23 protein-coding genes are annotated in these 22,376 nt (G+C 38.6%); 22 read left to right on the forward strand and 1 reads right to left on the reverse strand.

Annotated features, from left to right (window positions below):
- The first annotated feature begins 104 nt into the window (after positions 1 to 104).
- From mnmA to AC0KUU_RS01515, 19 genes are all read left to right on the forward strand, one after another.
- Positions 105 to 1,217 carry a tRNA 2-thiouridine(34) synthase MnmA gene (gene mnmA / locus AC0KUU_RS01425; RefSeq protein ID WP_043976151.1) on the forward strand — a complete coding sequence of 371 codons (1,113 nt, stop codon included), beginning with the start codon at positions 105 to 107 and terminating at the stop codon, positions 1,215 to 1,217.
- A 157-nt stretch (positions 1,218 to 1,374) separates the two neighbouring features.
- Positions 1,375 to 2,034, forward strand: coding sequence for a tetratricopeptide repeat protein (locus AC0KUU_RS01430; protein ID WP_013085089.1), 660 nt, complete (start codon positions 1,375 to 1,377; stop codon positions 2,032 to 2,034).
- A 24-nt stretch (positions 2,035 to 2,058) separates the two neighbouring features.
- Entirely contained in the window at positions 2,059 to 4,416 is a 2,358-nt protein-coding gene (recD2, locus tag AC0KUU_RS01435; protein WP_013059293.1) for an SF1B family DNA helicase RecD2, read from the forward strand.
- Between the two features lie 141 nt (positions 4,417 to 4,557).
- The gene (locus AC0KUU_RS01440; protein WP_013059292.1) at positions 4,558 to 4,749 is read left to right on the forward strand and encodes a hypothetical protein; all 192 of its coding nucleotides are present in this window, start codon (positions 4,558 to 4,560) and stop codon (positions 4,747 to 4,749) included.
- Positions 4,750 to 4,774: 25 nt separating this feature from the next.
- Positions 4,775 to 4,909, forward strand: a complete 135-nt coding sequence (locus AC0KUU_RS01445) for a YrzQ family protein (protein WP_013059291.1) — start codon at positions 4,775 to 4,777, stop codon at positions 4,907 to 4,909.
- A 114-nt stretch (positions 4,910 to 5,023) separates the two neighbouring features.
- A complete protein-coding gene (locus tag AC0KUU_RS01450; RefSeq protein ID WP_013059290.1) occupies positions 5,024 to 6,085 on the forward strand; it encodes an AI-2E family transporter in 1,062 nt (353 codons plus the stop codon).
- A 388-nt stretch (positions 6,086 to 6,473) separates the two neighbouring features.
- Positions 6,474 to 9,107 (forward strand): alanine--tRNA ligase, encoded by a 2,634-nt coding sequence (gene alaS, locus AC0KUU_RS01455; RefSeq protein ID WP_097824621.1) that lies wholly within the window; start codon positions 6,474 to 6,476, stop codon positions 9,105 to 9,107.
- A gap of 84 nt (positions 9,108 to 9,191) precedes the next feature.
- Positions 9,192 to 9,461, forward strand: a complete 270-nt coding sequence (locus AC0KUU_RS01460; RefSeq protein ID WP_013059287.1) for an IreB family regulatory phosphoprotein — start codon at positions 9,192 to 9,194, stop codon at positions 9,459 to 9,461.
- On the forward strand, positions 9,462 to 9,878 hold the full coding sequence (gene ruvX, locus AC0KUU_RS01465) for a Holliday junction resolvase RuvX (protein ID WP_013059286.1): 417 nt from the start codon (positions 9,462 to 9,464) through the stop codon (positions 9,876 to 9,878).
- 154 nt (positions 9,879 to 10,032) lie between these two features.
- Positions 10,033 to 10,317: a DUF1292 domain-containing protein gene (locus AC0KUU_RS01470; RefSeq protein WP_013059285.1), complete on the forward strand. Its 285-nt coding sequence runs from the start codon at positions 10,033 to 10,035 to the stop codon at positions 10,315 to 10,317.
- Positions 10,318 to 10,729: 412 nt separating this feature from the next.
- Entirely contained in the window at positions 10,730 to 11,833 is a 1,104-nt protein-coding gene (mltG, locus tag AC0KUU_RS01475; protein ID WP_013085087.1) for an endolytic transglycosylase MltG, read from the forward strand.
- 181 nt (positions 11,834 to 12,014) lie between these two features.
- Entirely contained in the window at positions 12,015 to 12,671 is a 657-nt protein-coding gene (locus tag AC0KUU_RS01480) for an O-methyltransferase (protein WP_013059283.1), read from the forward strand.
- Positions 12,668 to 13,597 carry a peptidase U32 family protein gene (locus tag AC0KUU_RS01485; protein WP_028410597.1) on the forward strand — a complete coding sequence of 310 codons (930 nt, stop codon included), beginning with the start codon at positions 12,668 to 12,670 and terminating at the stop codon, positions 13,595 to 13,597. The genes AC0KUU_RS01480 and AC0KUU_RS01485 overlap by 4 nt, the downstream gene beginning before the upstream one ends.
- Positions 13,598 to 13,636: 39 nt before the next feature.
- Positions 13,637 to 14,899 (forward strand): peptidase U32 family protein, encoded by a 1,263-nt coding sequence (locus tag AC0KUU_RS01490; RefSeq protein WP_013059281.1) that lies wholly within the window; start codon positions 13,637 to 13,639, stop codon positions 14,897 to 14,899.
- 7 nt (positions 14,900 to 14,906) lie between these two features.
- The gene (gene udk / locus AC0KUU_RS01495) at positions 14,907 to 15,542 is read left to right on the forward strand and encodes a uridine kinase (RefSeq protein ID WP_013059280.1); all 636 of its coding nucleotides are present in this window, start codon (positions 14,907 to 14,909) and stop codon (positions 15,540 to 15,542) included.
- A 218-nt stretch (positions 15,543 to 15,760) separates the two neighbouring features.
- A complete protein-coding gene (gene greA / locus AC0KUU_RS01500; RefSeq protein ID WP_013059279.1) occupies positions 15,761 to 16,237 on the forward strand; it encodes a transcription elongation factor GreA in 477 nt (158 codons plus the stop codon).
- Between the two features lie 119 nt (positions 16,238 to 16,356).
- Positions 16,357 to 16,914, forward strand: coding sequence for an isochorismatase family protein (locus tag AC0KUU_RS01505; RefSeq protein WP_026106703.1), 558 nt, complete (start codon positions 16,357 to 16,359; stop codon positions 16,912 to 16,914).
- Between the two features lie 122 nt (positions 16,915 to 17,036).
- Positions 17,037 to 18,803, forward strand: coding sequence for a peptidoglycan D,D-transpeptidase FtsI family protein (locus AC0KUU_RS01510; RefSeq protein ID WP_043976159.1), 1,767 nt, complete (start codon positions 17,037 to 17,039; stop codon positions 18,801 to 18,803).
- 117 nt (positions 18,804 to 18,920) lie between these two features.
- Complete coding sequence (locus AC0KUU_RS01515) at positions 18,921 to 19,586, forward strand: YrrS family protein (protein WP_013059276.1); 666 nt, start codon at positions 18,921 to 18,923, stop codon at positions 19,584 to 19,586.
- A 13-nt stretch (positions 19,587 to 19,599) separates the two neighbouring features.
- On the opposite strand, the gene AC0KUU_RS01520 is transcribed toward AC0KUU_RS01515, so the two are convergent.
- A complete protein-coding gene (locus AC0KUU_RS01520; RefSeq protein WP_013085082.1) occupies positions 19,600 to 19,815 on the reverse strand; it encodes a DUF2536 family protein in 216 nt (71 codons plus the stop codon).
- 139 nt (positions 19,816 to 19,954) lie between these two features.
- Between AC0KUU_RS01520 and AC0KUU_RS01525 the strand changes: the two genes are divergently transcribed.
- The 3 genes from AC0KUU_RS01525 to AC0KUU_RS01535 all read left to right on the forward strand — a co-directional run bounded on the left by AC0KUU_RS01525 (position 19,955) and on the right by AC0KUU_RS01535 (position 22,375).
- Positions 19,955 to 20,596 carry a class I SAM-dependent methyltransferase gene (locus tag AC0KUU_RS01525; RefSeq protein WP_013059274.1) on the forward strand — a complete coding sequence of 214 codons (642 nt, stop codon included), beginning with the start codon at positions 19,955 to 19,957 and terminating at the stop codon, positions 20,594 to 20,596.
- Between the two features lie 17 nt (positions 20,597 to 20,613).
- Entirely contained in the window at positions 20,614 to 21,309 is a 696-nt protein-coding gene (gene mtnN, locus AC0KUU_RS01530; RefSeq protein ID WP_028411671.1) for a 5'-methylthioadenosine/S-adenosylhomocysteine nucleosidase, read from the forward strand.
- A gap of 142 nt (positions 21,310 to 21,451) precedes the next feature.
- Positions 21,452 to 22,375, forward strand: coding sequence for a PLP-dependent cysteine synthase family protein (locus AC0KUU_RS01535; RefSeq protein WP_043976161.1), 924 nt, complete (start codon positions 21,452 to 21,454; stop codon positions 22,373 to 22,375).
- The last annotated feature ends 1 nt before the right edge of the window (position 22,376 follow it).

Raw genomic sequence — 22,376 nt, forward strand, 5'->3', positions numbered from 1 at the left:
AGCAGCCATCAGTAGGGTCTTCATCCCTCACTGATGGTTTGTGTCGTTTCTTTCGCTTTTTAGCGAACAATTTAATTAAAATGAAGAAAACGGAGGTGGCGAAGTTGACAAAATCACCTAAAGATACACGTGTAGTAGTCGGAATGAGCGGAGGCGTTGATTCATCCGTAGCAGCTCTTTTATTAAAACAACAAGGATACGATGTGATCGGAATCTTTATGAAGAACTGGGACGATACGGATGAAAACGGCGTTTGTACTGCGACTGAAGATTATAACGATGTTATTCGCGTATGTAATCAAATTGGTATTCCCTACTATGCAGTCAACTTTGAAAAACAATATTGGGATAAAGTATTTACCTACTTTTTAGAGGAATATAAAGCAGGTCGTACACCGAATCCTGATGTAATGTGTAATAAAGAAATTAAATTCAAAGCCTTTTTAGAGCATGCAATGACGCTAGGAGCAGATTATCTAGCGACAGGACATTATGCACGCGTTGCGTACCGCGACGGGGAGTATAAAATGCTTAGAGGCGTAGATGGAAATAAAGATCAAACGTATTTCTTAAATCAATTAGGACAAGATCAGCTTTCAAAAGTAATGTTCCCGATTGGTGAAATTGAGAAATCAAAAGTGCGTGAAATTGCGAAAGAAGCAGGCCTTGCTACAGCAACGAAAAAAGACAGCACAGGTATTTGCTTTATCGGTGAACGCAACTTCAAAGAATTTTTAAGTCAGTATCTTCCTGCTCAGCCAGGTGTAATGCAAACGCTTGACGGCGAAGTAAAAGGCAAGCACGACGGTCTTATGTACTACACGATTGGTCAACGCCACGGTTTAGGTATTGGAGGCAGCGGTGAACCTTGGTTTGTAGTCGGAAAAGATTTAGAAAAAAATGTTTTATACGTCGATCAAGGCTTTCACAATGAGCTTCTTTATTCTACATCTCTTACAGCAACCAATGTCAGCTGGGTAAGCGAACGTGACTGGTCGTCACCAATGACGTGCACAGCAAAATTCCGCTATCGTCAAACTGATTCAGCAGTAACCGTTGAAAAAGTCGATGATGATACAATTAAGGTTATTTTTGCTGAACCTGTTCGCGCAATTACGCCAGGTCAAGCAGTTGTGTTTTACAAAGACGATGAATGTCTTGGCGGAGCAACAATTGACAAAGTATTTCAAGAAGAAGAGCAAATCTGGTACGTATAATTCATATAAGCAAGAACGAAAAACCTCGGCCGTATATAGCTGAGGTTTTTCTATGATATACTTTACTTACTGGGTAAACTAATAACTTACATATTGTAGATTTTCATGATGTGAAAATCTCTTAAATCATAACTAAAACAGTGGAGTGAACGAAAAAATGACAGATAAAAATCAGCTAGGAATTCAGTATATGCAGGAAGGGAAATTTGAAGAGGCTGCTAAAACATTTTCAGAAGCAATTGAAGATAATCCAAAAGATCCAATTGTGTATGTGAATTTTGGCAATTTGTTAGCGGCTGTTAGTGAGATGGATCGTGCTTTGAAATTTTATGAACGTGCGATTGAATTAGATGAAGAAACGGCAACAGCGTATTACGGAGCAGGAAATATTTATTTTAATGCAGAGCAGCTTGAGCAGGCAAAGCACTACTTTGATTTAGCAATCAAAAAAGGCTTAGATTCATCCGATGCGTACTTTATGCTTGGTTTAACGCTGTTTCATATGGAAGAAATTCGTTTTGCGATGCCTTATCTTCAGCGGGCGGTAGAACTAAACGAACATGATGTAGAAGCAAAATTTCAGTACGGTCTTTGTTTAGCACAGCTCGAAATGGTAGATGAAGCGATTGCTGAATTTCTTAAGGTAGTCAATCAAGAGCCAGAACACGCCGATGCTTTTTATAATTTAGGCGTAGCGTATGCTATGAAAGATGACAAAGACAAGGCGATTGAGATGTTAGATGAAGCTTTAAACGTGCAGCCAGATCACGTAATGGCAGCAAATGCCAAACAAGTTCTGTCTACATTAGAACATTAAGAAAGCGGGTAAAGGAAGGATAACATGAACGAAGAACAAGTGAACCCTTCACAGCCAGAACGTCATTATATAAGCGGCACGTCGATTGTAACGGTCTTTCATAACGAAGAAAACTTATATAACGTTACGCGGATACGGATCAAAAAAACAAATTTAGAGATTGAAGATAAAGAAACGGTCGTTACAGGCTATTTTCCTAAGCTGAATGAAGATGAAGTATACACGTTTTACGGAGACTTCAAAGAGCATCCAAAGTTTGGTCTGCAGTTTCATGTTGAACAGTTTAAAAAAGAACTTCCGCAATCAAGGCAAGGGGTTGTTCAGTACCTGTCTAGCGATTTATTTCACGGAATCGGTAAAAAAACTGCTGAAAACATTGTGGACGCTCTAGGAGAACGCGCTATTTTTCGTATTTTGCAAAATGAGTCTGTGCTAAAAGAGGTTCCGAGGCTTTCAGCCGACAAGGCAGAAGCTTTAGTCACGCAGCTTCGTGAACATCAAGGGTTAGAAGAAGTAATGGTAAAGCTGACAGACCTTGGGTTTGGACCGCAGCTTTCGATGAAGATTTTCCAAGCGTACAAACAAGAAGCGCTTGAAATTGTTCAAAATAATCCTTATCAGCTCGTAGAAGATATTCAAGGTATTGGCTTTAGCAGGGCCGATGAACTTGGAAAGAGGCTTGGTATGGCAACCAATCATCCTGATCGTTTGCGTGCAGGTATTTTATATGTCATTGAGCAAGAATGCAATCAAATGGGACATGTATACGTCACGGCAGATCAACTGTATGGAAAAACAGCAGAGCTTCTTCGAAAAAGCAGGCATGAGAACCTGTCTGAAATGGATCTTACAAGAGAAGTGGACGCATTAAAAGCAGACAAAAAGCTTATCATTCAAGACGAAAAAATTTATTTTCCTCCCCTTTTCTATGCTGAAAAAGGGCTGGTTAAAGCTATTCAAAAAATTATGGCTCAAACACAGTACGAAGAGCAGTTTCCAGAATCAGAATTCTTATTGGCACTGGGTGAACTAGAAGAGCGATTAGACGTGCAATATGCACCTTCTCAGCGCAAGGGCATACAAACCGCTTTAATGTCTCCGATGCTTCTCTTAACAGGTGGACCAGGTACAGGGAAAACAACGGTTATTAAAGGAATAGTCGAACTCTATGCAGAACTTCACGGATGTTCGTTAAATCCAGGGGATTATAAAAAAGATGAAGCTTTTCCTGTTTTACTTGTGGCACCTACTGGACGCGCTGCTAAACGAATGAGCGAAGCGACGGGACTTCCGGCAGTTACCATTCACAGATTATTAAAATGGAACGGACAAGAAGGATTTGATCATAATGAGGAAAATCCAATTGACGGAAAATTACTGATTGTGGATGAAGTATCAATGGTAGATTTGTGGCTTGCTCATCAGCTGTTTAAATCTCTTCCTGCTAATTTACAGGTTATTTTAGTTGGAGACGAAGACCAGCTTCCTTCAGTAGGGCCGGGACAGGTGTTAAAAGATTTACTGAGTTCAGAAGTAGTTCCTACCGTCCGGCTGACAGATGTATACCGGCAAGCGGAAGGATCGTCAATTATTGATTTGGCTCATGAAATAAAAAAAGGAAAGCTTCCGGAAGACTTATCAAGGCAGCAAGGAGATCGTTCTTTTATCCGTTGTCAAGGACAGCACATCACGAACGTCGTGCAACAAGTTTGCGGGAATGCGTTAAAAAAAGGCTATACGGCTAAAGATATTCAAGTTTTAGCTCCTATGTATAAAGGTCCTGCAGGTATTGATAAGCTGAATGAAGTTCTTCAGGAATTATTCAACCCGGCTTCTGAACAAAGAAGAGAGCTTAAGCACGGAGATATTACGTACCGAGTCGGAGATAAAGTGCTGCAGCTTGTAAATCAGCCGGATAGCAACGTATTTAACGGAGATATGGGAGAAATCGTCTCGGTTTTCTTTGCCAAAGAAAATACGGAAAAACAGGATATGCTGGTTATTTCATATGAAGGAAATGAAGTAACTTACACAAAGCAAGACTTTAATCAAATAACTCATGCATACTGCTGTTCCATTCATAAATCACAGGGAAGTGAATTTCCAATTGTTGTGCTTCCAATTGTTAAAAGCTATTACCGGATGCTGCGACGTAATTTACTTTATACCGCCGTTACGCGAAGCAAACAGTTTTTAATTTTATGCGGAGAAGACGAAGCGTTTCAGCTGGGAGTTAGCCGAAATGAAGACAGCGTTCGCCAAACGAATTTACAGCCGTTGCTTCGAGAAAGCTTGGATAACGACATAGAAGATCCCGAAATTCCATTTATGAAAGATGCAAATATTGGGATGGAAAACGTTACGCCGTATGATTTCATGTAACCTTTCGTATGCTAACAAAGAGTTAAATAAACTCCTTTGTTGCCATCCTTCTTTGCTAATTGTCAGAAAATAAAGTATGGACATGGAAAGAAGTGGACATAATGCGTTTATATAAGTAGAACGTATAAAGAGGTGTCGACTTTGTTTAAATGTCCAAACTGTAAAAGTATTGACGTTGGCAAAATTGGTGTAAATCAGTATTACTGTTGGAATTGTTTTATTGAAATGACTATTTCAAAAGGACAAATTAATACTCACCAAGTAGAAGAAGATGGAACATTGAGCTCGCTTGATGATTTGTTCTCAGACGACGAGCGCACAATTAATTTCTAATTCTTTTTTACCGGGAGGAAGAGCAATGGGCAGAATTATTCCGTCAGTAGTCGCTTTCGGTCTTGGAGCTTATGCATTTAAAATGGCAGATGATCGAGAGATGTTTACAAAAAGAAATATGAAAAAAATGCGTAAACGTATGATGAAAGCTATTCACTAATAAAAAAAGCACTATTGCACTGAGCTGCAATAGTGCTTTTTTGCAGGCAGAAGAGACAACAGCATGTATAAACTCCTTCCTTTATCAAAAAATAGAAGAGAGGAGGAGTTTACGTTGAAAGATAGTTCATTCAAATGGTTCTATAGATTCGGACTGCTGTTATTAGCGCTGCTGTGCATATTAGTCTTTTTTAAAGTCCAGTTTTTATGGCTTCCTGTTATTTACATGTTTTTAAAAGCACTGCTGCCTTTTTTTATTGCAGCATTCATTACATATTTACTTCATCCGCTTATTGAAAAAACGCATGATAAAGGCGTGCCTCGTCCTCTAGCTATTTTACTGATCTACATCATCTTTTTTGGAGGAATTGGGTTTGGAGCCTATAAGTCGTATCCTATTTTTGTGGAACAAGTAAAAGATTTAAACGAACAGCTGCCTCATTTTACGAATACATATAGACATTGGGTAGAATCGATTCATGATCGTACAACTTCACTTCCAAACGGTGTACATGAGAAAATTGAAGGCAGCATTGATGATGTAGAGGCTACGCTCAACGTGTGGCTTACAAAAGTGGCCGAAGGATTAAAGTCATTGATTACCTCTTTTTTAATTTTAATCATTATTCCATTTATTGTTTTTTATATGCTGAAGGATTTTTCCTCTATTAAGAAAGCAACGGCTTATGTCACGCCTAAAAAGTGGCACAAACCAGGCGAACGTTTTTTATCGGATGTGAATGAATCGCTCGGCAATTATATTAGAGGGCAGTTTTTTGTTTGTCTCATTATTGGTGTGATTGCCACGGCAGCACTGTGGTTCTTTCATGTACCTTATGCACTTCTTTTAGGCTTCATTATTGGTGTAACGAATATCATTCCTTATTTTGGCCCGATTATTGGTGCAGTTCCAGCGGCTATTATTGCAGCCACAATCTCGATAAAGTTGGTTATTACCATTGTCATTATAATCTTTGTGCTGCAGTTTCTAGAGGGAAATGTGCTGTCTCCGCTTATCGTAGGAAAGAGTCTTCATATTCATCCTTTGTTTATCATGCTTGCGCTCCTTTTAGGAGGAGAATTTGGAGGAGTATTGGGTCTCATTTTGGCTGTGCCAATTTTAGCAGTCATTAAAATATCTATTTTGCATATCCGCTCTTATACGCTCAAACATTGACAAAGAGCGGTTAATTTGTCATAATATCGCCATAAGAAAACGCTACATATTTTAAACACAATGATGGATCGAGTACGTTGCACACTGGTTTTTAGAGAAGGGCTTCCTTGGCTGAAAGAAGCGCTAAACAAAGAGCAGCTGAACGCTAGTCCAGAGTGCAGGCTAAAACCTGCCGTGTCAGCAACGTTAACGCTATGAAGGTGATAAATGCTTTTGGCATTTATAATCAGGGTGGTACCGCGAGTTCAACTCTCGTCCCTGCTACAGGGATGAGAGTTTTTTTGTGTGCAAATAACTAGCAATTGCTTTTGTACACGGAGAAAATAGATGCTTTTATGTCATCATTTTTTTGTCTATAAATAAGAAGAGTATTAAAGGAGGACCAATCATGAAAAAACTGACGTCAGCACAAGTTCGTCAAATGTATTTAGATTTCTTTAAAGAAAAAGGCCATGATGTAGAACCAAGCGCATCTTTAGTTCCGCATGAAGATCCATCTTTATTATGGATTAACAGTGGAGTAGCTACATTAAAAAAATATTTTGATGGTCGTGTTATTCCTCAAAATCCGCGTATTTGTAACGCACAAAAATCCATTCGTACAAACGATATCGAAAACGTAGGTAAAACGGCTCGCCATCATACGTTTTTTGAAATGCTTGGCAATTTCTCTATCGGTGATTATTTCAAAGAAGAAGCCATCCAATGGGCATGGGAATTCTTAACGAGCGATAAATGGATTGGATTCGACGCAGATAAGCTATCTGTAACAGTTCACCCTGAAGATGAAGAAGCATTTAAGATTTGGAATGAAAAAATGGGCGTGCCTAAAGAGCGCATCATTCGTTTAGAAGGTAATTTCTGGGATATCGGAGAAGGTCCGAGTGGTCCAAATACAGAGATCTTTTATGATCGCGGAGAAGCATATGGAAATGACCTAACTGATCCCGAATTATATCCAGGTGGAGAAAATGAGCGCTATTTAGAAATTTGGAACCTTGTATTTTCTCAATTTAATCACAATCCTGATGGCACGTACACGCCGCTTCCAAAGAAAAACATCGATACGGGAATGGGCTTAGAGCGTATGGTTTCTGTTATTCAAGACGTGCAAACAAACTTTGATACAGATTTGTTTATGCCAATTATTGAAGCAACAGAAAACATTTCAGGCGCTAAATATCGTACAAATGATGAGCAAGATACGGCATTTAAAGTCATTGCTGACCATATTCGTACGGTAACATTTGCTGTAGGTGATGGTGCGCTTCCTTCAAATGAAGGCCGTGGGTATGTGCTGCGCCGTTTGTTACGCCGAGCAGTTCGCTATGCTAAAAAGTTAAACATTAATCGTCCGTTCATGTACGAGCTAGTGCCGGTAGTAGGTGAAATCATGGTTGATTTCTATCCGGAAGTAAAGGAAAAAACGGATTTTATCCAGCGCGTAGTAAAAAATGAAGAAGAGCGTTTTCACGAAACGTTAAATGACGGACTAGCTATTTTGGCAACCGTTATTAAAAAAGAAAAAGCGCAAAACAGTGATACGGTACAAGGCGAAGATGTTTTCCGTTTATATGACACGTATGGATTCCCTGTTGAATTAACGGAAGAATATGCAGAAGATGAGAACATGAAAATTGATCATGCAGGTTTTGAACGTGAAATGGAAGCACAGCGTGAGCGTGCGCGTGCTGCTCGTCAAGATTCTAGTTCTATGCAAGTTCAAGGCGGCGTACTTGGTGAAGTAACCGTTGCAAGTGAGTTTGTTGGCTATGATAAAAATGAAGTAGAAACAGTTGTTGAAGCAATTATTGTAGACGGTGAGCTTGTTGACCGCGCTGAAGCTGGAACAGAAGCGCAAGTCATCTTAAGCCACACGCCATTCTATGCAGAAAGCGGCGGTCAAATTGCGGACCAAGGTACGATCCAAAGTGCTGCAGGAACAGCGCAAGTAAAAGACGTTCAAAAAGCGCCAAACGGCCAAAATGTCCAAACGGTAGCTGTAACAAACGGTGAGCTTGTAAAAGGTGAAACATATACGGCGACGCTTGATGAAGAAAACCGCAGTGCGATTGTGAAAAACCATACGGCAACGCATTTATTGCATCAAGCATTAAAAGATACGTTAGGAACGCATGTTAATCAAGCGGGTTCTTTAGTAACAGCGGATCGCTTGCGCTTTGACTTCTCTCACTTTGGTCAAGTGACACAAGAAGAGCTCGAGAAAATTGAACAAATCGTTAATGAAAAGATTTGGGACAGCATCTCTGTACAAATTGAAAACAAAGCAATTGACGAAGCAAAAGCGATGGGTGCAATGGCGCTATTTGGTGAGAAATACGGAGATATCGTGCGCGTAGTACAAGTAGGCGACTACAGCTTAGAATTATGTGGTGGATGTCACGTGCCAAATACGTCTGTTATCGGTTTATTTAAAATTGTATCAGAATCGGGAATCGGTGCAGGTACTCGACGCATTGAAGCTGTAACTGGAAAAGCTGCCTATCAGTTAATGAACGATCAAGTAGGCTTACTAAAAGAAGCTGCGGCAAAAGTAAAATCCAACCCGCGTGATTTAGTAGGGCGAGTTGAAGGATTACTAGAAGAAATTCGTAACCTTCAGCGTGAAAATGATTCACTATCTACAAAGCTTGGCAATATTGAAGCTGGCAATCTCGTTGACCGCGTGCAAAACATTAATGGTGTGAATGTACTAGCAGCGAAAGTGAATGCAACGGATATGAATAACCTTCGCGCAATGGTTGACGATTTAAAACAAAAATTAGAATCCGCTGTGATCGTATTAGCTTCTCCACAAGGTGAAAAGGTAAATATTATTGCAGGTGTAACAAAAGATTTAATTGCTAAGGGCCATCATGCAGGCAAACTTGTTAAAGAAGTAGCGACGATTTGCGGCGGAGGCGGAGGCGGACGTCCTGACATGGCGCAAGCTGGAGGAAAAGACGCTAGCCAAATTGAAAAAGCACTTGGCACTGTAGAAGAATGGGTTAAATCCGTTTAATTCTCCTCTTTCTTGGTGTACAATATAAATAAGACTTAGCATAGTGCACAATGTGTTCACAAATTAAGAGAGTGAGGTGGGACCGTGAGTTCATTTGATAAAACCATGCAATTTAATTTTCAAGATGAGCCAGCTGAAACAAACGTACATGAAGTATTGTTTACGGTTTATGACGCACTGCAAGAAAAAGGCTACAACCCGATCAACCAAATCGTTGGGTATTTGTTATCAGGAGACCCTGCTTACATTCCTCGTCATAACGATGCGAGAAACACAATTCGCCAGTTAGAGCGAGACGAGCTCATTGAAGAACTTGTTAAATCTTATTTACAACAGCATCGAAAGGATTCATAAATGCGCGTATTAGGATTAGATGTAGGAACCAAAACAATTGGTGTGGCAGTTAGTGATGAAATGGGATGGACAGCGCAAGGAATTGAAACAATTAAAATTGCAGATGAGCAGATGGAGCAATCATATCCTCGTTTACAGCAACTAATTGACGAATATTCCGTAGAGAAAATCGTAGTGGGTCTTCCTAAAAATATGAATGGTACGATTGGCCCTCGAGGCGAAGCGTGCATTGAGTTTGCTGACAACGTCAAAGAAAAACTTAACATTGAAACGATGATGTGGGACGAGCGCTTGTCGACGATGGCAGCAGAGCGAGTACTGCTGTCTGCCGATGTAAGCCGCAAGAAACGCAAAAAAGTAATCGATAAAATGGCAGCTGTTATGATTCTTCAAGGATACTTAGACAGCAAGCAGTAAGAAAAGCAGCAGGCTTTGCCTCAGCTGAAAAGTTATGAATTTCCCTTTTGCATATTCTTTTGTACGTAAAAGGGAAGTGAAATAACTGAACGGCTTGCTTTTCGCTGAAGAAAAAGTTAAGCTAAGAGCTTACAATATAAAATGAGGTGCAAACATGAGCGTAGAAGAAAATAAAATTACAATCGTCGATGAGAATGGAAATGAGCAGCTATGCGAAATTTTATTCACATTTGATTCTGATCAATATAACAAATCATATGTAATTTACTATCCAATCGGAGCAGACCAAGATGATGAAGAGGAAATTGAAATTCATGCATCTGCTTTCACACCAAGTGAAGACGGTCAAGACGGTGAGCTTCAACCGATTGAAACAGAAGAAGAGTGGGACATGGTTGAGGAAATGGTTAATACATTCCTTGACGAAGAAGGCGAATAATTATAGTGAAAAAGCTGATGACAATCGTTATCAGCTTTTTTTTACATAGCGGCTGTTCTTTTTAGATATAAAAAGGTTTTTCCTTGCATTCTTAGGGCAGATTGTATGATAATGACGAAAAATAAGATAAATTGTAGTATAATAATTCCTGCGTGTGAGAGTGCATTTTAATAAAAGAATTCATTGTTTGAACGGATGAAACTAGACTTTGGGCAGACAATAACATAAATCATGGAAAAATTTTAGAAGAGGCGAGAGTTTAAGGAAGCGATACCATCTCACACCTATAGGCGATACGAATGAATCGCAATCTCATGTCTCCTCTCTGTTCATACTTATAAAAAATCAAGAAGAAAAGAGGTGAAACTGGTTGTATCTTCTTTTACAGAAGTAGATTTAACCAGGAAGCTGCTTGTCGCAACAAACATTTTTACCACCTAATCGTTCAAGAAAAAAACGAGTTATTTTTATTACAATTATCGTACTTCTTTTACTAGTTGGCGGTGCATTTTTCTATGCTCAATCCCGCTTAACGCCCGTGGATCGAAACAGCAATAAAAAAGTAAATGTGACCATTCCACAAGGTTCTTCCGTCCAATCGATTGGTACGGTATTGCAAAAAGAAGATTTAATTAAAAGTAAAAGTGCATTTCGCTATTACGTAAAATTAACCCATGTGTCTGGATTTCAAGCTGGAACGTATTTATTTTCTCCTTCCATGAGCTTAGGGGAAATGGTTGAAAAAATGGAAAAAGGCGAGGTTTCAAAACAACCGGATATTCGTGTCACCATTCCAGAAGGACGTCAGCTTGTCGAAATTGCTGATATCATTGCTAAAAATACAAAGTTTACAAAAGACGAAGTCATGAAAAAGCTAGACGATAAGGCATTCGTCAATAAAATGAAAGAAAAATATCCAGATTTAGTAACGGATGAAGTGATGCAAAAAGATATTAAACATCCGCTAGAAGGTTATTTATATCCCGTTACGTATGATTTTTATGATAAAAATGTGTCGTTAGATGAAATATTGGATAAAATGGTAGGGAAAACAAATAATGTATTAGGTCAGTACAGTGGGCAAATGGAGAAGAAAAAATTCAGTGCACATAAATTGTTAACCATGTCTTCTCTGATTGAAGAGGAAGCAACTGCAAAAGTCGACCGAGAAAAAATTGCCAGCGTCTTTTATAATCGCCTTGAAAAAAATATGCCTCTTCAAACGGATCCAACCGTCTTATATGCCTTAGGAGAGCATAAAGACCGCGTGTTCTATAAGCATTTAGAAGTGGACTCCCCTTACAATACTTATAAAGTGAAAGGGTTGCCTCCAGGACCAATTGCCAGCTCTGGTTTGATGTCAATCAAAGCTGCGTTACATCCAGCCAATACAGATTATTTATACTTCTTGGCCACACCTGAAGGAAAAGTTATTTTTACCAAAACGTTAGAAGAACATAACAAAGAAAAAGCCAAGCATATTACAGGTAAAGAAAAGCAAAATACCGAAAAATAAGTGGAAATTTAAAATTGGGGAATCGCGATACTTCGCATTCCCCATCTTTTATGTTAAAATATATCGGGTTTACGTAAAAACGAAAAAAACTTATAATAGACTAGTTGTCTTACTATTTTGCAGTAATAAAACGTTATGAAAACATAATGTAAAATGTACTTCTGAGAACGGAGGAAGTGTTTTGCTTTTACAAAACGTAGAGCAGTATGTGGAAAAGCTTATTCCTAAGCGCCAGGAGCTTATTGAAGAAATGGAAGCTTATGCAAAAGAACATCACGTTCCGATTATGGAATTGATTGGTGTTGAAACGCTATTGCAAATTCTTCGTCTTCATCAGCCAAAACATATATTAGAAATTGGAACAGCGATTGCATATTCGTCTATTCGAATGACCCATGCGCTTCCAGAGGCACGAGTGGTTACGGTAGAACGAAATGAAGAGCGTTACCAAAAAGCGCAAGAATTTATTGAACGGGCGGGAAAACAAGATAAAATTGTGTCGTTGTTTGGAGATGCACTAGAGCTTAGAGATGAGATTGAACGTCATGGTCCTTATGATGCAGTGTTTATTGATGCAGCTAAAGGTCAGTATCAGCGTTTTTTTGAACATTATGAGCCGATGCTGTCTTCTAAAGGAATGATTATTTCGGATAACGTACTATTTAAAGGTCACGTAGCGACCGATTTGGCCGAAGTAGAAACACGTCGACGTCGCAGCTTAATTAAAAAAATTCAGGCATACAATACGTGGCTGATGAATCATCCCGATTATTATACAACTATTCTCCCTATTGGAGACGGAATCGCGATTAGTATTAAAAGAGGTGACCAAGAATGAAAAAACCAGAACTATTAGTGACACCAACTGCAGTTTCAGAAATCGAATCATTACTACAAGCTGGAGCAACAGCTATTATGGTTGGTGAACAGCGCTACGGTTTGCGTTTAGCAGGTGAATTCAAACGTGAAGATATCGTAGAAGCTGTAAATATTTCTCATCAGCATAATGCAAAAGTCTACGTAGCGATGAACGGATTATTTCACAATGATAAAATCGCCGAACTAAATGAATATATTTTATTCTTAAAAGAAGCAAGCGTGGATGCGATTGTATTTGGAGATCCTGCTGTATTGATGGCAGTGCGTGAAACAGCTCCAGAAATGAAGATGCACTGGAGTACTGAAACAACGGGCACAAACTGGTATTCATGTAACTACTGGGGGCGTAAAGGAGCTAAGCGCGCAGTTCTTGCTCGTGAGCTAAGCATGGATAGCATCATTGATATCAAAGAAAAAGCCGAAGTAGAAATTGAAGTTCAGGTGCATGGCATGACGTGCATGTTCCAATCAAAACGTTCACTTCTTGGCAACTACTTTGAGTATCAAGGAAAAGTCATGGAAATTGAAAATCGTAAAGTGGAAAAAGATATGTTTTTACTTGATAATGAGCGAAACAATAAGTATCCAATTTTCGAAGATGAAAATGGAACGCACATTATGAGTCCAAATGATATGTGCATTATCGATGAGCTTTCCGAAATGATTGATGCTGAAGTAGATGTATTCAAAATTGACGGCGTATTAAAGTCACCGCAATATATTTTAGAAGTAACAAAAAAATATCGTCAAGCGATTGATTTATGTGTAGATGACCGTGAAGAATACGAAAACGTTAAAGACGATTTGTTAGAAGAAATTGAAAGCTTGCAGCCGATTAACCGTCCGTTAGACACAGGGTTTTTCTTTAAAGAAACGGTATATTAAAAAGCATGCAAAGAAAGATAAACAAAGGAGGTACAAACGATGGCTGTTCAAATCGATACTGTAGTAGAAGGTAAACGAGTGATTACTAAGAAGCCTGAGTTGTTAGCTCCAGCCGGTAACCTTGAAAAATTAAAAGTTGCCGTACACTATGGAGCAGATGCTGTGTTTATCGGAGGAAAAGAGTTTGGCCTTCGTTCAAATGCAGATAACTTTACATTTGAAGAAATGGCAGAAGGTGTTCAGTTTGCAAACAAATACGGCGCACGTATTTATGTTACAACAAACATTTTTGCTCATAATGAAAATATGGACGGACTTGAAGATTATTTAATGGGATTAGAGCGCGCTGGTGTTTCTGGAATCATCGTCGCTGATCCGTTAATTATCGAAACCTGTCGACGCGTTGCACCTAAGCTTGAAGTACATTTAAGTACGCAGCAATCACTTTCAAACTGGAAAGCCGTTCAGTTCTGGAAAGAAGAAGGATTAGAACGTGTTGTACTTGCTCGTGAAACGGGTGCTGAAGAAATGCGCGAAATGAAAGAAAAAGTGGATATTGAAATTGAAGCTTTTATTCACGGAGCGATGTGTATTGCCTATTCAGGCCGCTGCGTGCTAAGTAACCATATGACAGCGCGTGATTCAAACCGCGGAGGCTGCTGTCAATCATGCCGTTGGGACTATGATTTATTTAAAGTAGAAGACGGTAAAACGGAAACGGCTTTATTTGATGAGCAAGACGATCCGTTTGCAATGAGTCCAAAAGACTTAAATTTAATTCAATCTATCCCTCAAATGATTGAGCTGGGTATTGATAGCTTAAAAATTGAAGGACGTATGAAGTCGATTCACTATATCGCAACAGTGGTGAGCGTGTATCGCAAGGTGATTGACGCATACTGTGCAGATCCTGAGAATTTTGTGATTCAAAAAGAATGGCTTGATGAGCTAGACAAATGTGCAAACCGCGATACGGCTCCTGCCTTTTTTGAAGGAGTTCCTGGAGTAGATGAGCAAATGTTTGGCGTACACGGCAAGAAAACAAAATTTGATTTTGCTGGTTTAGTATTGAATTATGATGAAGAAACAAGCATCGTGACATTGCAACAGCGTAACTATTTTAAACCGGGAGAAGAAGTGGAATTTTTCGGTCCGGAAATTAAAAACTTTACGCAAAAAATAGATAAAATTTGGGACGAAGATGGCAATGAACTAGATGCTGCGCGTCATCCGCTGCAAATTGTGAAATTTAAAGTGGACCAACCTCTATTTTCATATAACATGATGCGAAAGGGGATTTAAATATAAAATGGGGAAAAAGCCCGTTGTAATCGGTATCGCTGGTGGATCCGGTTCTGGTAAAACAACTGTAACCAAAGCTATTTATGAATATTTTAAAGGGCATTCTATTATGCTTCTTGAGCAAGACTATTATTATAAAGATCAAAGCGATGTACCGTTTGAACAGCGTTTGCAAACAAACTACGATCATCCTTTAGCATTTGATAATGATTTGCTGATTGAACACTTGCAAAACTTATTAAATTATGAGAGCATTGACAAACCGGTATATGATTACGCAATTCATACGCGCTCTGAAAAGGTAATTAGAGAAGAACCAAAAGATGTTATTATCTTAGAAGGTATTCTTGTACTAGAAGATCAGCGCTTGCGTAATTTAATGGATATCAAGCTATACGTAGATACAGATGCGGATCTTCGTATCATTCGTCGTATGCTTCGTGATATTAAAGAACGAGAGCGTACGCTTGAGTCAGTTGTTGATCAATACGTATCTGTCGTTCGCCCGATGCATAATCAGTTTGTTGAACCAACAAAACGTTATGCAGATATTATCATTCCTGAAGGCGGTCAAAACCACGTAGCGATTGACTTGATGGTCACTAAAATTCAAACAATTCTTGAACAAAATGCCATTTTATAATAACATAGCATAGATGCAGGAATTTTTTTGAAGACAATGCAGACATATTCTGCTAACTAAACACAAACATTATAAAGAATAGAGAAACGAGCAGCTTCTGTTTTGAAGCTGTCATTTCTCTATTAACTGATTTTTCCACAGAGTGGAAAATTTTTTGTACATACAGAAATGGACTGTATACACTAGAGATTTTGAGTTCAAGAAGGAGTGAAGGGATTATGGCACAAGAAAAAGTATTTCCAATGACAGAAGAAGGAAAGCTAAAGCTAGAGCAAGAGCTAGAATATTTAAAAACAGTAAAACGTAAAGAAGTTGTAGAGCGTATCAAAATCGCCCGCAGTTTTGGAGATTTATCGGAGAACTCTGAGTACGATTCTGCAAAAGACGAGCAGGCTTTCGTAGAAGGCCGTATTACAACGCTTGAAAATATGATTCGCAATGCGAAAATTATTGAAGAAGATGTAGAAAACTCTTCTATTGTATCATTAGGTAAATCTGTAACATTTGTAGAGCTGCCAGATGGTGACGAAGAAACGTATACAATTGTAGGTAGTGCAGAAGCAGATCCGTTTGAAGGGAAAATTTCAAATGATTCGCCAATTGCTAAAAGTCTAATGGGCAAACAAATTGGAGATCAAGTAACTGTTCAAACTCCTGGTGGAGATATGTCAGTGAAAATTGTATCTGTTAAGTAAAACATTTGGTTGGAAGCGTTCTACTGAATGCTCGTAAGTAAAAAAGCTGACACGCGTCAGCTTTTTTTATATGATTTTAAAAAGCGGAGTGAATAGAAAAGATATGTAAGAAAGGAAAGATGAAAATGAAAGATATCGATTTTGCTAAAACAGCGCTTGTTTTAATTGATTTACAAAAAGGGATTGTTCCAATTGGAGGAGACGAAATTGTGGAGAAATCTGTTCAGCTTGTGAATCGTTTCCGCGAACAAAATGGATTTATTAGTTTTGTACGAGTAGATTTTCAAGATGGAAAAGATGCGTTAACGCCAGAAACGGATCAAAAGCCATCTGCTCCTCAAGAAAGACCTGCAGACTGGGCGGAATTCGATCCAAGACTTAATGTTCAAGAGAATGATTATATTGTGACAAAACGTCAGTGGGGAGCCTTTTTTGGGACAGATTTAGACCTTCAGCTTCGCCGAAGAGGAATTGATACAATTGTCCTTTGCGGGATTGCAACAAATATTGGTGTGGAAAGCACAGCTCGTGAAGCATTTCAGTATGGGTATAACCAAATTTTTATCACGGATGCCATGGCGACATTTACAAAAGAAGAGCATGAAGCAACTCTTTCTTACATCTTTCCGAAAATAGGAAAGCTAAGAACAACTCAACAATTTTTAACAGAAAATTAATAATAAAAACTTGCTGAATCAGCAAGTTTTTTTGTGAAACGAAAAAAAGAATGAATATTTCTTAAGATAATGGTTTTAAAAGTAATGGCAACGTCGACACTTGTAAAGAGTGAGGTGTAGTCATGAAAATAATTCACAAGCGAATTTATATTACTCTTATTTTTATTTTATTATTAATTAGTGGACTGGGAGCACGGCTTGTTCAACTTCAGCTTGTCAGCACAGAATCTTTTACTGACAAAAAGATTAACTTAATTGAAGGAAGCGTAAAACAGCGTACGCAGGAAATGGTGGTAGATGACGGGCGAGGGAAATTTGAAGATAAAAATGGACAGTCTTTAACATCTATCACCCATAATCGCTTAGTCCTGTTTCCATTTTTAGAAAAAATGAAGTGGCCTGTTCAGCAAGTAAGTGAAATCGTGGGAATGCAACCAAAGGAACTAACGAACAGACTAGCGAATGCTAAAACACCGGTTGTTATTACAAAAGAATTATCCCATGCACAAGTCGAAAAAATAAATGCATTAAAGGTACCTGGCGTATTTGGAATTCCTCTAAAAGATGAGCGTCCAGTTCCTCTTGCTGAACATTTAATCGGACTAGAGGCACAAAGCAAACAAATAATTGAAGAGAAGTATAGTGACAAATTAAAAAATGGAGCAATTAAATCAACTACGCCTGTAGGTATCTCAGGGATGCAGAGGGCTTTTGACGAGTTTTTGCTGCCGGAACAGGAGTCTAAGCTCCTTTATCATGTTGATCGCCTAGGTGGGCCTATGTTTGGCATCGATGTAAAATACACGGGCACAGCTAACCCGTATTATCCAGTCAGTGTGCGTACGACGCTTGATTTGTCTGCTCAGGAGCTAGTAGAGAATACATTAAATCATTATAAGTTAAAAGACGGAGGAGCCGTCTTAATTGATATAAAAAACAATAAAGTAATTGCGATGGCCAGCAGGCCTTCGATTAATAAGAAAGATCCATTTAAAAAGCAAAATGGTTCAGACAGCGTAGAAAATCGTTTGCTGACGCCACAAACTCCTGGATCTATATTTAAAACCATAACAGCAGCTGCAGCGCTTGAACAAAATAAAATTCAGCCTTCTTTTACCTATAACTGTGATAAAAGTATTTATGGCAATAATGTAGAAGAAGATCATCAAAAAGGGCAGCTGACGTTTGAAGAAAGCTTCGCGCAAAGTTGTAATGCAACGTTTGCACAGCTAGCAAAAGAAATGATAATATCTAATCCGAATATCCTTGAACAATATGCCGATAAGTTAGGGCTTATTCAGCCTGTAGGATGGACGGGTGATGTGTTTCACTTTGAACATTTTAAGCAGTTTTTAGGAGAAAAATCGGGAAGAGTTTGGACAAATGAAAGAGAAAAGAAAGTACCAAATGCTGTAGCTCAAACGGCAATTGGACAGCTTGATGTAAAAGTGACCCCGCTTGCAGTAGCAAATATGATGGCGACAATTGCACGCGGAGGAGAAAAGAAACAGGTAAAAGCTGTAGATGCACTAGAGTATAAAAACAACACGTCATTGTATACGTTTAAAGAGCACGAGCTAAAAGGAGATACCATTAATAAAGCCACAGCTGCTTCTATGCAACAGCTTTTAAAAGGTGTCGTACAGAGCGAAAAAGGAACAGGAAGAAGATTTCAAACGCTTCCTTATGAAGTGGCAGGAAAGTCAGGAACTGCTGAAATCAATGTGAAAGAAGATATCGTCAATAAATGGTTTGCGGGTTACTTTCCTGCAGATGATCCAAAATATGCAATGGTAGTAGTGGATTTAAATACAAAAAGTGCGATATCTCCCACAAACAGCGTATTTTATGATATTGTTAAAGGGATGTATGACTTAAATACACGTTAAAACAAGAAGAATTTGTAAAAAATATTACAAATATACTTCAAATAAATTTTGATGCTTCATGTATAAGAAAACACATGTTAGAATAAAGCATTATAAAAGTTGGAGGAAATTGTAGCAATGAATAACAATCGTTCTTCAAGACACGAAAACAAAGAAAAAAAAGTAAACCGATTATATAATCTGTTAATTGCTGTCGTAGCAGTTTTAATTGTATTTGTCGGTGGTACGATGATTCTTGGAAACAAGGATAAATCGGATAACCAAGCGGAAACAACTCAAAACAATCCGCAAACAAATGACCAAAAAACGGACAAGACGGCTAAAAAAGACGATGATTCTTCGAAAGATGATCAAGCAACAGATGATCAAGCAACGGACGATCAAAGTTCTGAAGATGACCAAAGCTCTGAAGATGATCAAGCAACAGATGAAGAATCAAATGACTCAGATTCACAGGCTGAAGTAGAGAAAAATCCAGAGCCTGGCGTGGCAGAACGCAAGGTAGATCCTTCATGGGATTCAGTAGGTACGTCACAAGATGCACCTGCAGCAACTTATAAAAAAGGATCAACGGATTGGAACGAAATGCTAAAAGCTGTAGGCGAAGGGTCAGGCATTAGCCCAAGCAATATGACCGTATGGCGTTTAGGGAATAACGGTGGCGTAGGTAAAGCGGTAGCTACGGTTAGTCCTAAAGGCAACTCATCAACAAAATACCGCGTTCAAATTGAATGGGTAGATGGAGAAGGCTGGAAGCCCGCAGTAGTGGATAAGCTTCAATAAGAAAAGCAGCGCGCTAGCGCTGCTTTTTTAATTTGAAATGAACAACCGCAGAGTACAGTTTTTTACCTTGTTCATAGTCCACAGACATTTGATGAGATACGCTATGAACCTCAAGCAAAATCGCTTTATTTTGATCAATTTTTTCCGCAATTTGTTTCTCAAGCATTTTAACATCAGGCGCTTCAAAAAATTCTATTTTATCTTCAATCATTTCAAATTCAAAATTCATCTTACGACCTCCTTACCTCATTACTATAGTATAGCAAATAGAAAGTTAAAAGCTTAAAATAATTTGTAAATGAAGAACAAACGATAGCTAAAAACATACTATATCCATAAGAATTATTAGTTATAAGGAGGCGTTTTTTATGGGGTTAGAGTTTTTAGATATCTTTGAAAAGTGGGCGAATGAGTATGATGCATCGGTAAGCGGGAAAGATGAACAGTATAGAGAAGTGTTTCGCAATTATAATGAAATCTTAGAGTATGTAGCAGACCGTTCAATAGGGCATGTGATAGAATTTGGAACAGGGACTGGAAACTTAACAAAAAAACTGTTAGAAAAAGAACTGACTGTAGTAGGAATTGAACCTTCAGTACCAATGAGACAATTGGCACACCAGAAATTAGGGGCAGATGTTTTAGTCACACCAGGAGACTTTTTACAATTTGATACATCATTGTTTCCAGCAGAGAGCTTAGTTAGTACGTATGCTTTTCATCATTTAACAGATAAAGAAAAAGAAGAAGCTGTGATAAACTATGGAAAGTTACTTCAAACCGGTGGTAAAATAGTGTTTGCTGATACAATGTTTGAAACAGCGGATTCATTTGCTGATACCATTGTTCAGGCAAAACAAAAAGGGTATACGCAACTAGCAGAAGATCTAGAGAGGGAATACTATACAACGATTCCCGTCTTAAAGCAAATCTTTGAAAGCAATGGTTTTCACATAACCTTTACACAATTTAATCACTTTGTGTGGGTATTGGAGGCAACGAAACAATAGTAGAAAGAGGTTTTAAAATGAAAGTAGCAATCATTGGAGCAATGGAAGAAGAAGTGACGATTTTACGCGATAAAATTGAAAATCGTCAAGAAACAGTAATCGCAGGATGTGAATACTCGACAGGAACAATCAGCGGTGTGGAGGTTGTATTATTAAAATCAGGTATTGGAAAAGTAAATGCTGCGTTATCTACAGCCATCTTACTAGAGAAGTTCAAACCTGATTACGTTATTAATACAGGATCAGCAGGCGGCTTCCATCCGGAGTTAAACGTAGGAGATGCGGTTATTTCAACAGAAGTTCGTCATCATGATGTAGATGTAACGGTATTCAACTATGAATACGGTCAAGTACCAAACTTGCCTGCAGCTTTTAAAGCAGATGAAAAACTAGTTCGTCTTGCTGAAGAAAGCGCTCTTGAAGTAACGGATATGAAAATTGTAAAAGGGCTAATTGCTACAGGTGATTCGTTCATGAACGATCCTGTGCGCGTAGAGTTTGTTCGCTCTAAGTTTCCAGACCTGTATGCAGCTGAAATGGAAGCGGCGGCTGTTGCTCAAGTATGCTATCAATTTGGCGTACCGTTTGTTATTCTTCGTGCTCTTTCTGACATCGCCGGCAAAGAATCAAATGTTTCTTTTGAGCAATTTTTAGAAAAAGCAGCTGTTAATTCAACGAAATTAGTATTGAATTTTATTACAAAATTAAAATAAGCTGTTCGTAAAATATAGAGTTTGTTTTCGTCTACACTCTGCATCGTTTATCATAACATGGGGTGTAGACTATATTTTTACCTTAATTCCGACTTTATTTATAGGTTAAGTTATATTATTCGATAGCGAGGTGTTCAAGCTTATGAAGGTAGCCAAAAACGTTCATGAATTGATTGGAAACACACCTATGATTGAGATTACACAATTTGATTTACCCAGAGAAATCAGGATATTTGCTAAACTGGAATATGTTAATCCAGGAGGAAGTGTAAAAGATCGTTTAGGAAAAGAACTGCTGAAAGAAGCTCTTAGCTCTGGAAGACTGAATCGAGGCGGAACGGTGGTTGAGCCTACTGCTGGAAATACGGGGATTGGGCTGGCTTTAGCTGCTCTTCAGCACGAAATAAACGTTATACTATGTGTTCCAGAAAAATTCAGTATTGAAAAACAGCAGCTTATGAAGGCTTTGGGGGCAACGGTGGTTCAAACACCTACTGAAGCTGGTATGAAAGGTGCTATAAACAAGGCTCAAGAGCTGCTGCGTGAAATACCTGGTTCTTATTGTCCTCAGCAGTTTGCTAATCCGGCCAATCCTATGACTTATTACAAAACCTTAGGGCCAGAAATATATGAACAGCTTGATGGAAAAATCGACGTGTTTGTAGCTGGAGCAGGTACAGGTGGAACATTTATGGGTACAGCAAAATTTTTGAAAGAAAAAAATCCTTCTCTAAAAACAGTCATTGTTGAGCCAGAAGGTTCGATTTTAAACGGAGGGAAATCCGGCCCTCACTTAACTGAAGGAATTGGAATGGAGTTCATCCCTGATTATATGGAGCGGTCTTATTTTAATGCTATTCATACTGTTGAAGATGTTTATGCTTTTCAAAGAGTGAAAGAGCTGGCTTTAAAAGAAGGGTTACTAGTAGGGAGCTCTTCAGGAGCAGCCTTCGAAGCAGCCCTGCTCGAAGCAAAAAATGCAGAAAAAGGCGCTCATATTGTCACTATTTTTCCCGATAGCAGCGAACGGTACTTAAGTAAAAATATTTACAGTGGAGGAAGATAAG

This window comes from Priestia sp. ST2 (assembly GCF_055810735.1).

Excerpts from the sequence above, each read along its gene's own strand:
- AC0KUU_RS01430 (WP_013085089.1), top strand. The coding sequence starts at position 1,375 with ATGACAGATAAAAATCAGCTAGGAATTCAGTATATGCAGGAAGGGAAA.
- recD2 (WP_013059293.1), top strand. The coding sequence starts at position 2,059 with ATGAACGAAGAACAAGTGAACCCTTCACAGCCAGAACGTCATTATATA.
- AC0KUU_RS01445 (WP_013059291.1), top strand. The coding sequence starts at position 4,775 with ATGGGCAGAATTATTCCGTCAGTAGTCGCTTTCGGTCTTGGAGCTTAT.
- alaS (WP_097824621.1), top strand. The coding sequence starts at position 6,474 with ATGAAAAAACTGACGTCAGCACAAGTTCGTCAAATGTATTTAGATTTC.
- ruvX (WP_013059286.1), top strand. The coding sequence starts at position 9,462 with ATGCGCGTATTAGGATTAGATGTAGGAACCAAAACAATTGGTGTGGCA.
- AC0KUU_RS01470 (WP_013059285.1), top strand. The coding sequence starts at position 10,033 with ATGAGCGTAGAAGAAAATAAAATTACAATCGTCGATGAGAATGGAAAT.
- AC0KUU_RS01485 (WP_028410597.1), top strand. The coding sequence starts at position 12,668 with ATGAAAAAACCAGAACTATTAGTGACACCAACTGCAGTTTCAGAAATC.
- AC0KUU_RS01490 (WP_013059281.1), top strand. The coding sequence starts at position 13,637 with ATGGCTGTTCAAATCGATACTGTAGTAGAAGGTAAACGAGTGATTACT.
- udk (WP_013059280.1), top strand. The coding sequence starts at position 14,907 with ATGGGGAAAAAGCCCGTTGTAATCGGTATCGCTGGTGGATCCGGTTCT.
- greA (WP_013059279.1), top strand. The coding sequence starts at position 15,761 with ATGGCACAAGAAAAAGTATTTCCAATGACAGAAGAAGGAAAGCTAAAG.
- AC0KUU_RS01505 (WP_026106703.1), top strand. The coding sequence starts at position 16,357 with ATGAAAATGAAAGATATCGATTTTGCTAAAACAGCGCTTGTTTTAATT.
- AC0KUU_RS01510 (WP_043976159.1), top strand. The coding sequence starts at position 17,037 with ATGAAAATAATTCACAAGCGAATTTATATTACTCTTATTTTTATTTTA.
- AC0KUU_RS01515 (WP_013059276.1), top strand. The coding sequence starts at position 18,921 with ATGAATAACAATCGTTCTTCAAGACACGAAAACAAAGAAAAAAAAGTA.
- AC0KUU_RS01520 (WP_013085082.1), bottom strand. The coding sequence starts at position 19,815 with ATGAATTTTGAATTTGAAATGATTGAAGATAAAATAGAATTTTTTGAA.
- AC0KUU_RS01525 (WP_013059274.1), top strand. The coding sequence starts at position 19,955 with ATGGGGTTAGAGTTTTTAGATATCTTTGAAAAGTGGGCGAATGAGTAT.
- mtnN (WP_028411671.1), top strand. The coding sequence starts at position 20,614 with ATGAAAGTAGCAATCATTGGAGCAATGGAAGAAGAAGTGACGATTTTA.
- AC0KUU_RS01535 (WP_043976161.1), top strand. The coding sequence starts at position 21,452 with ATGAAGGTAGCCAAAAACGTTCATGAATTGATTGGAAACACACCTATG.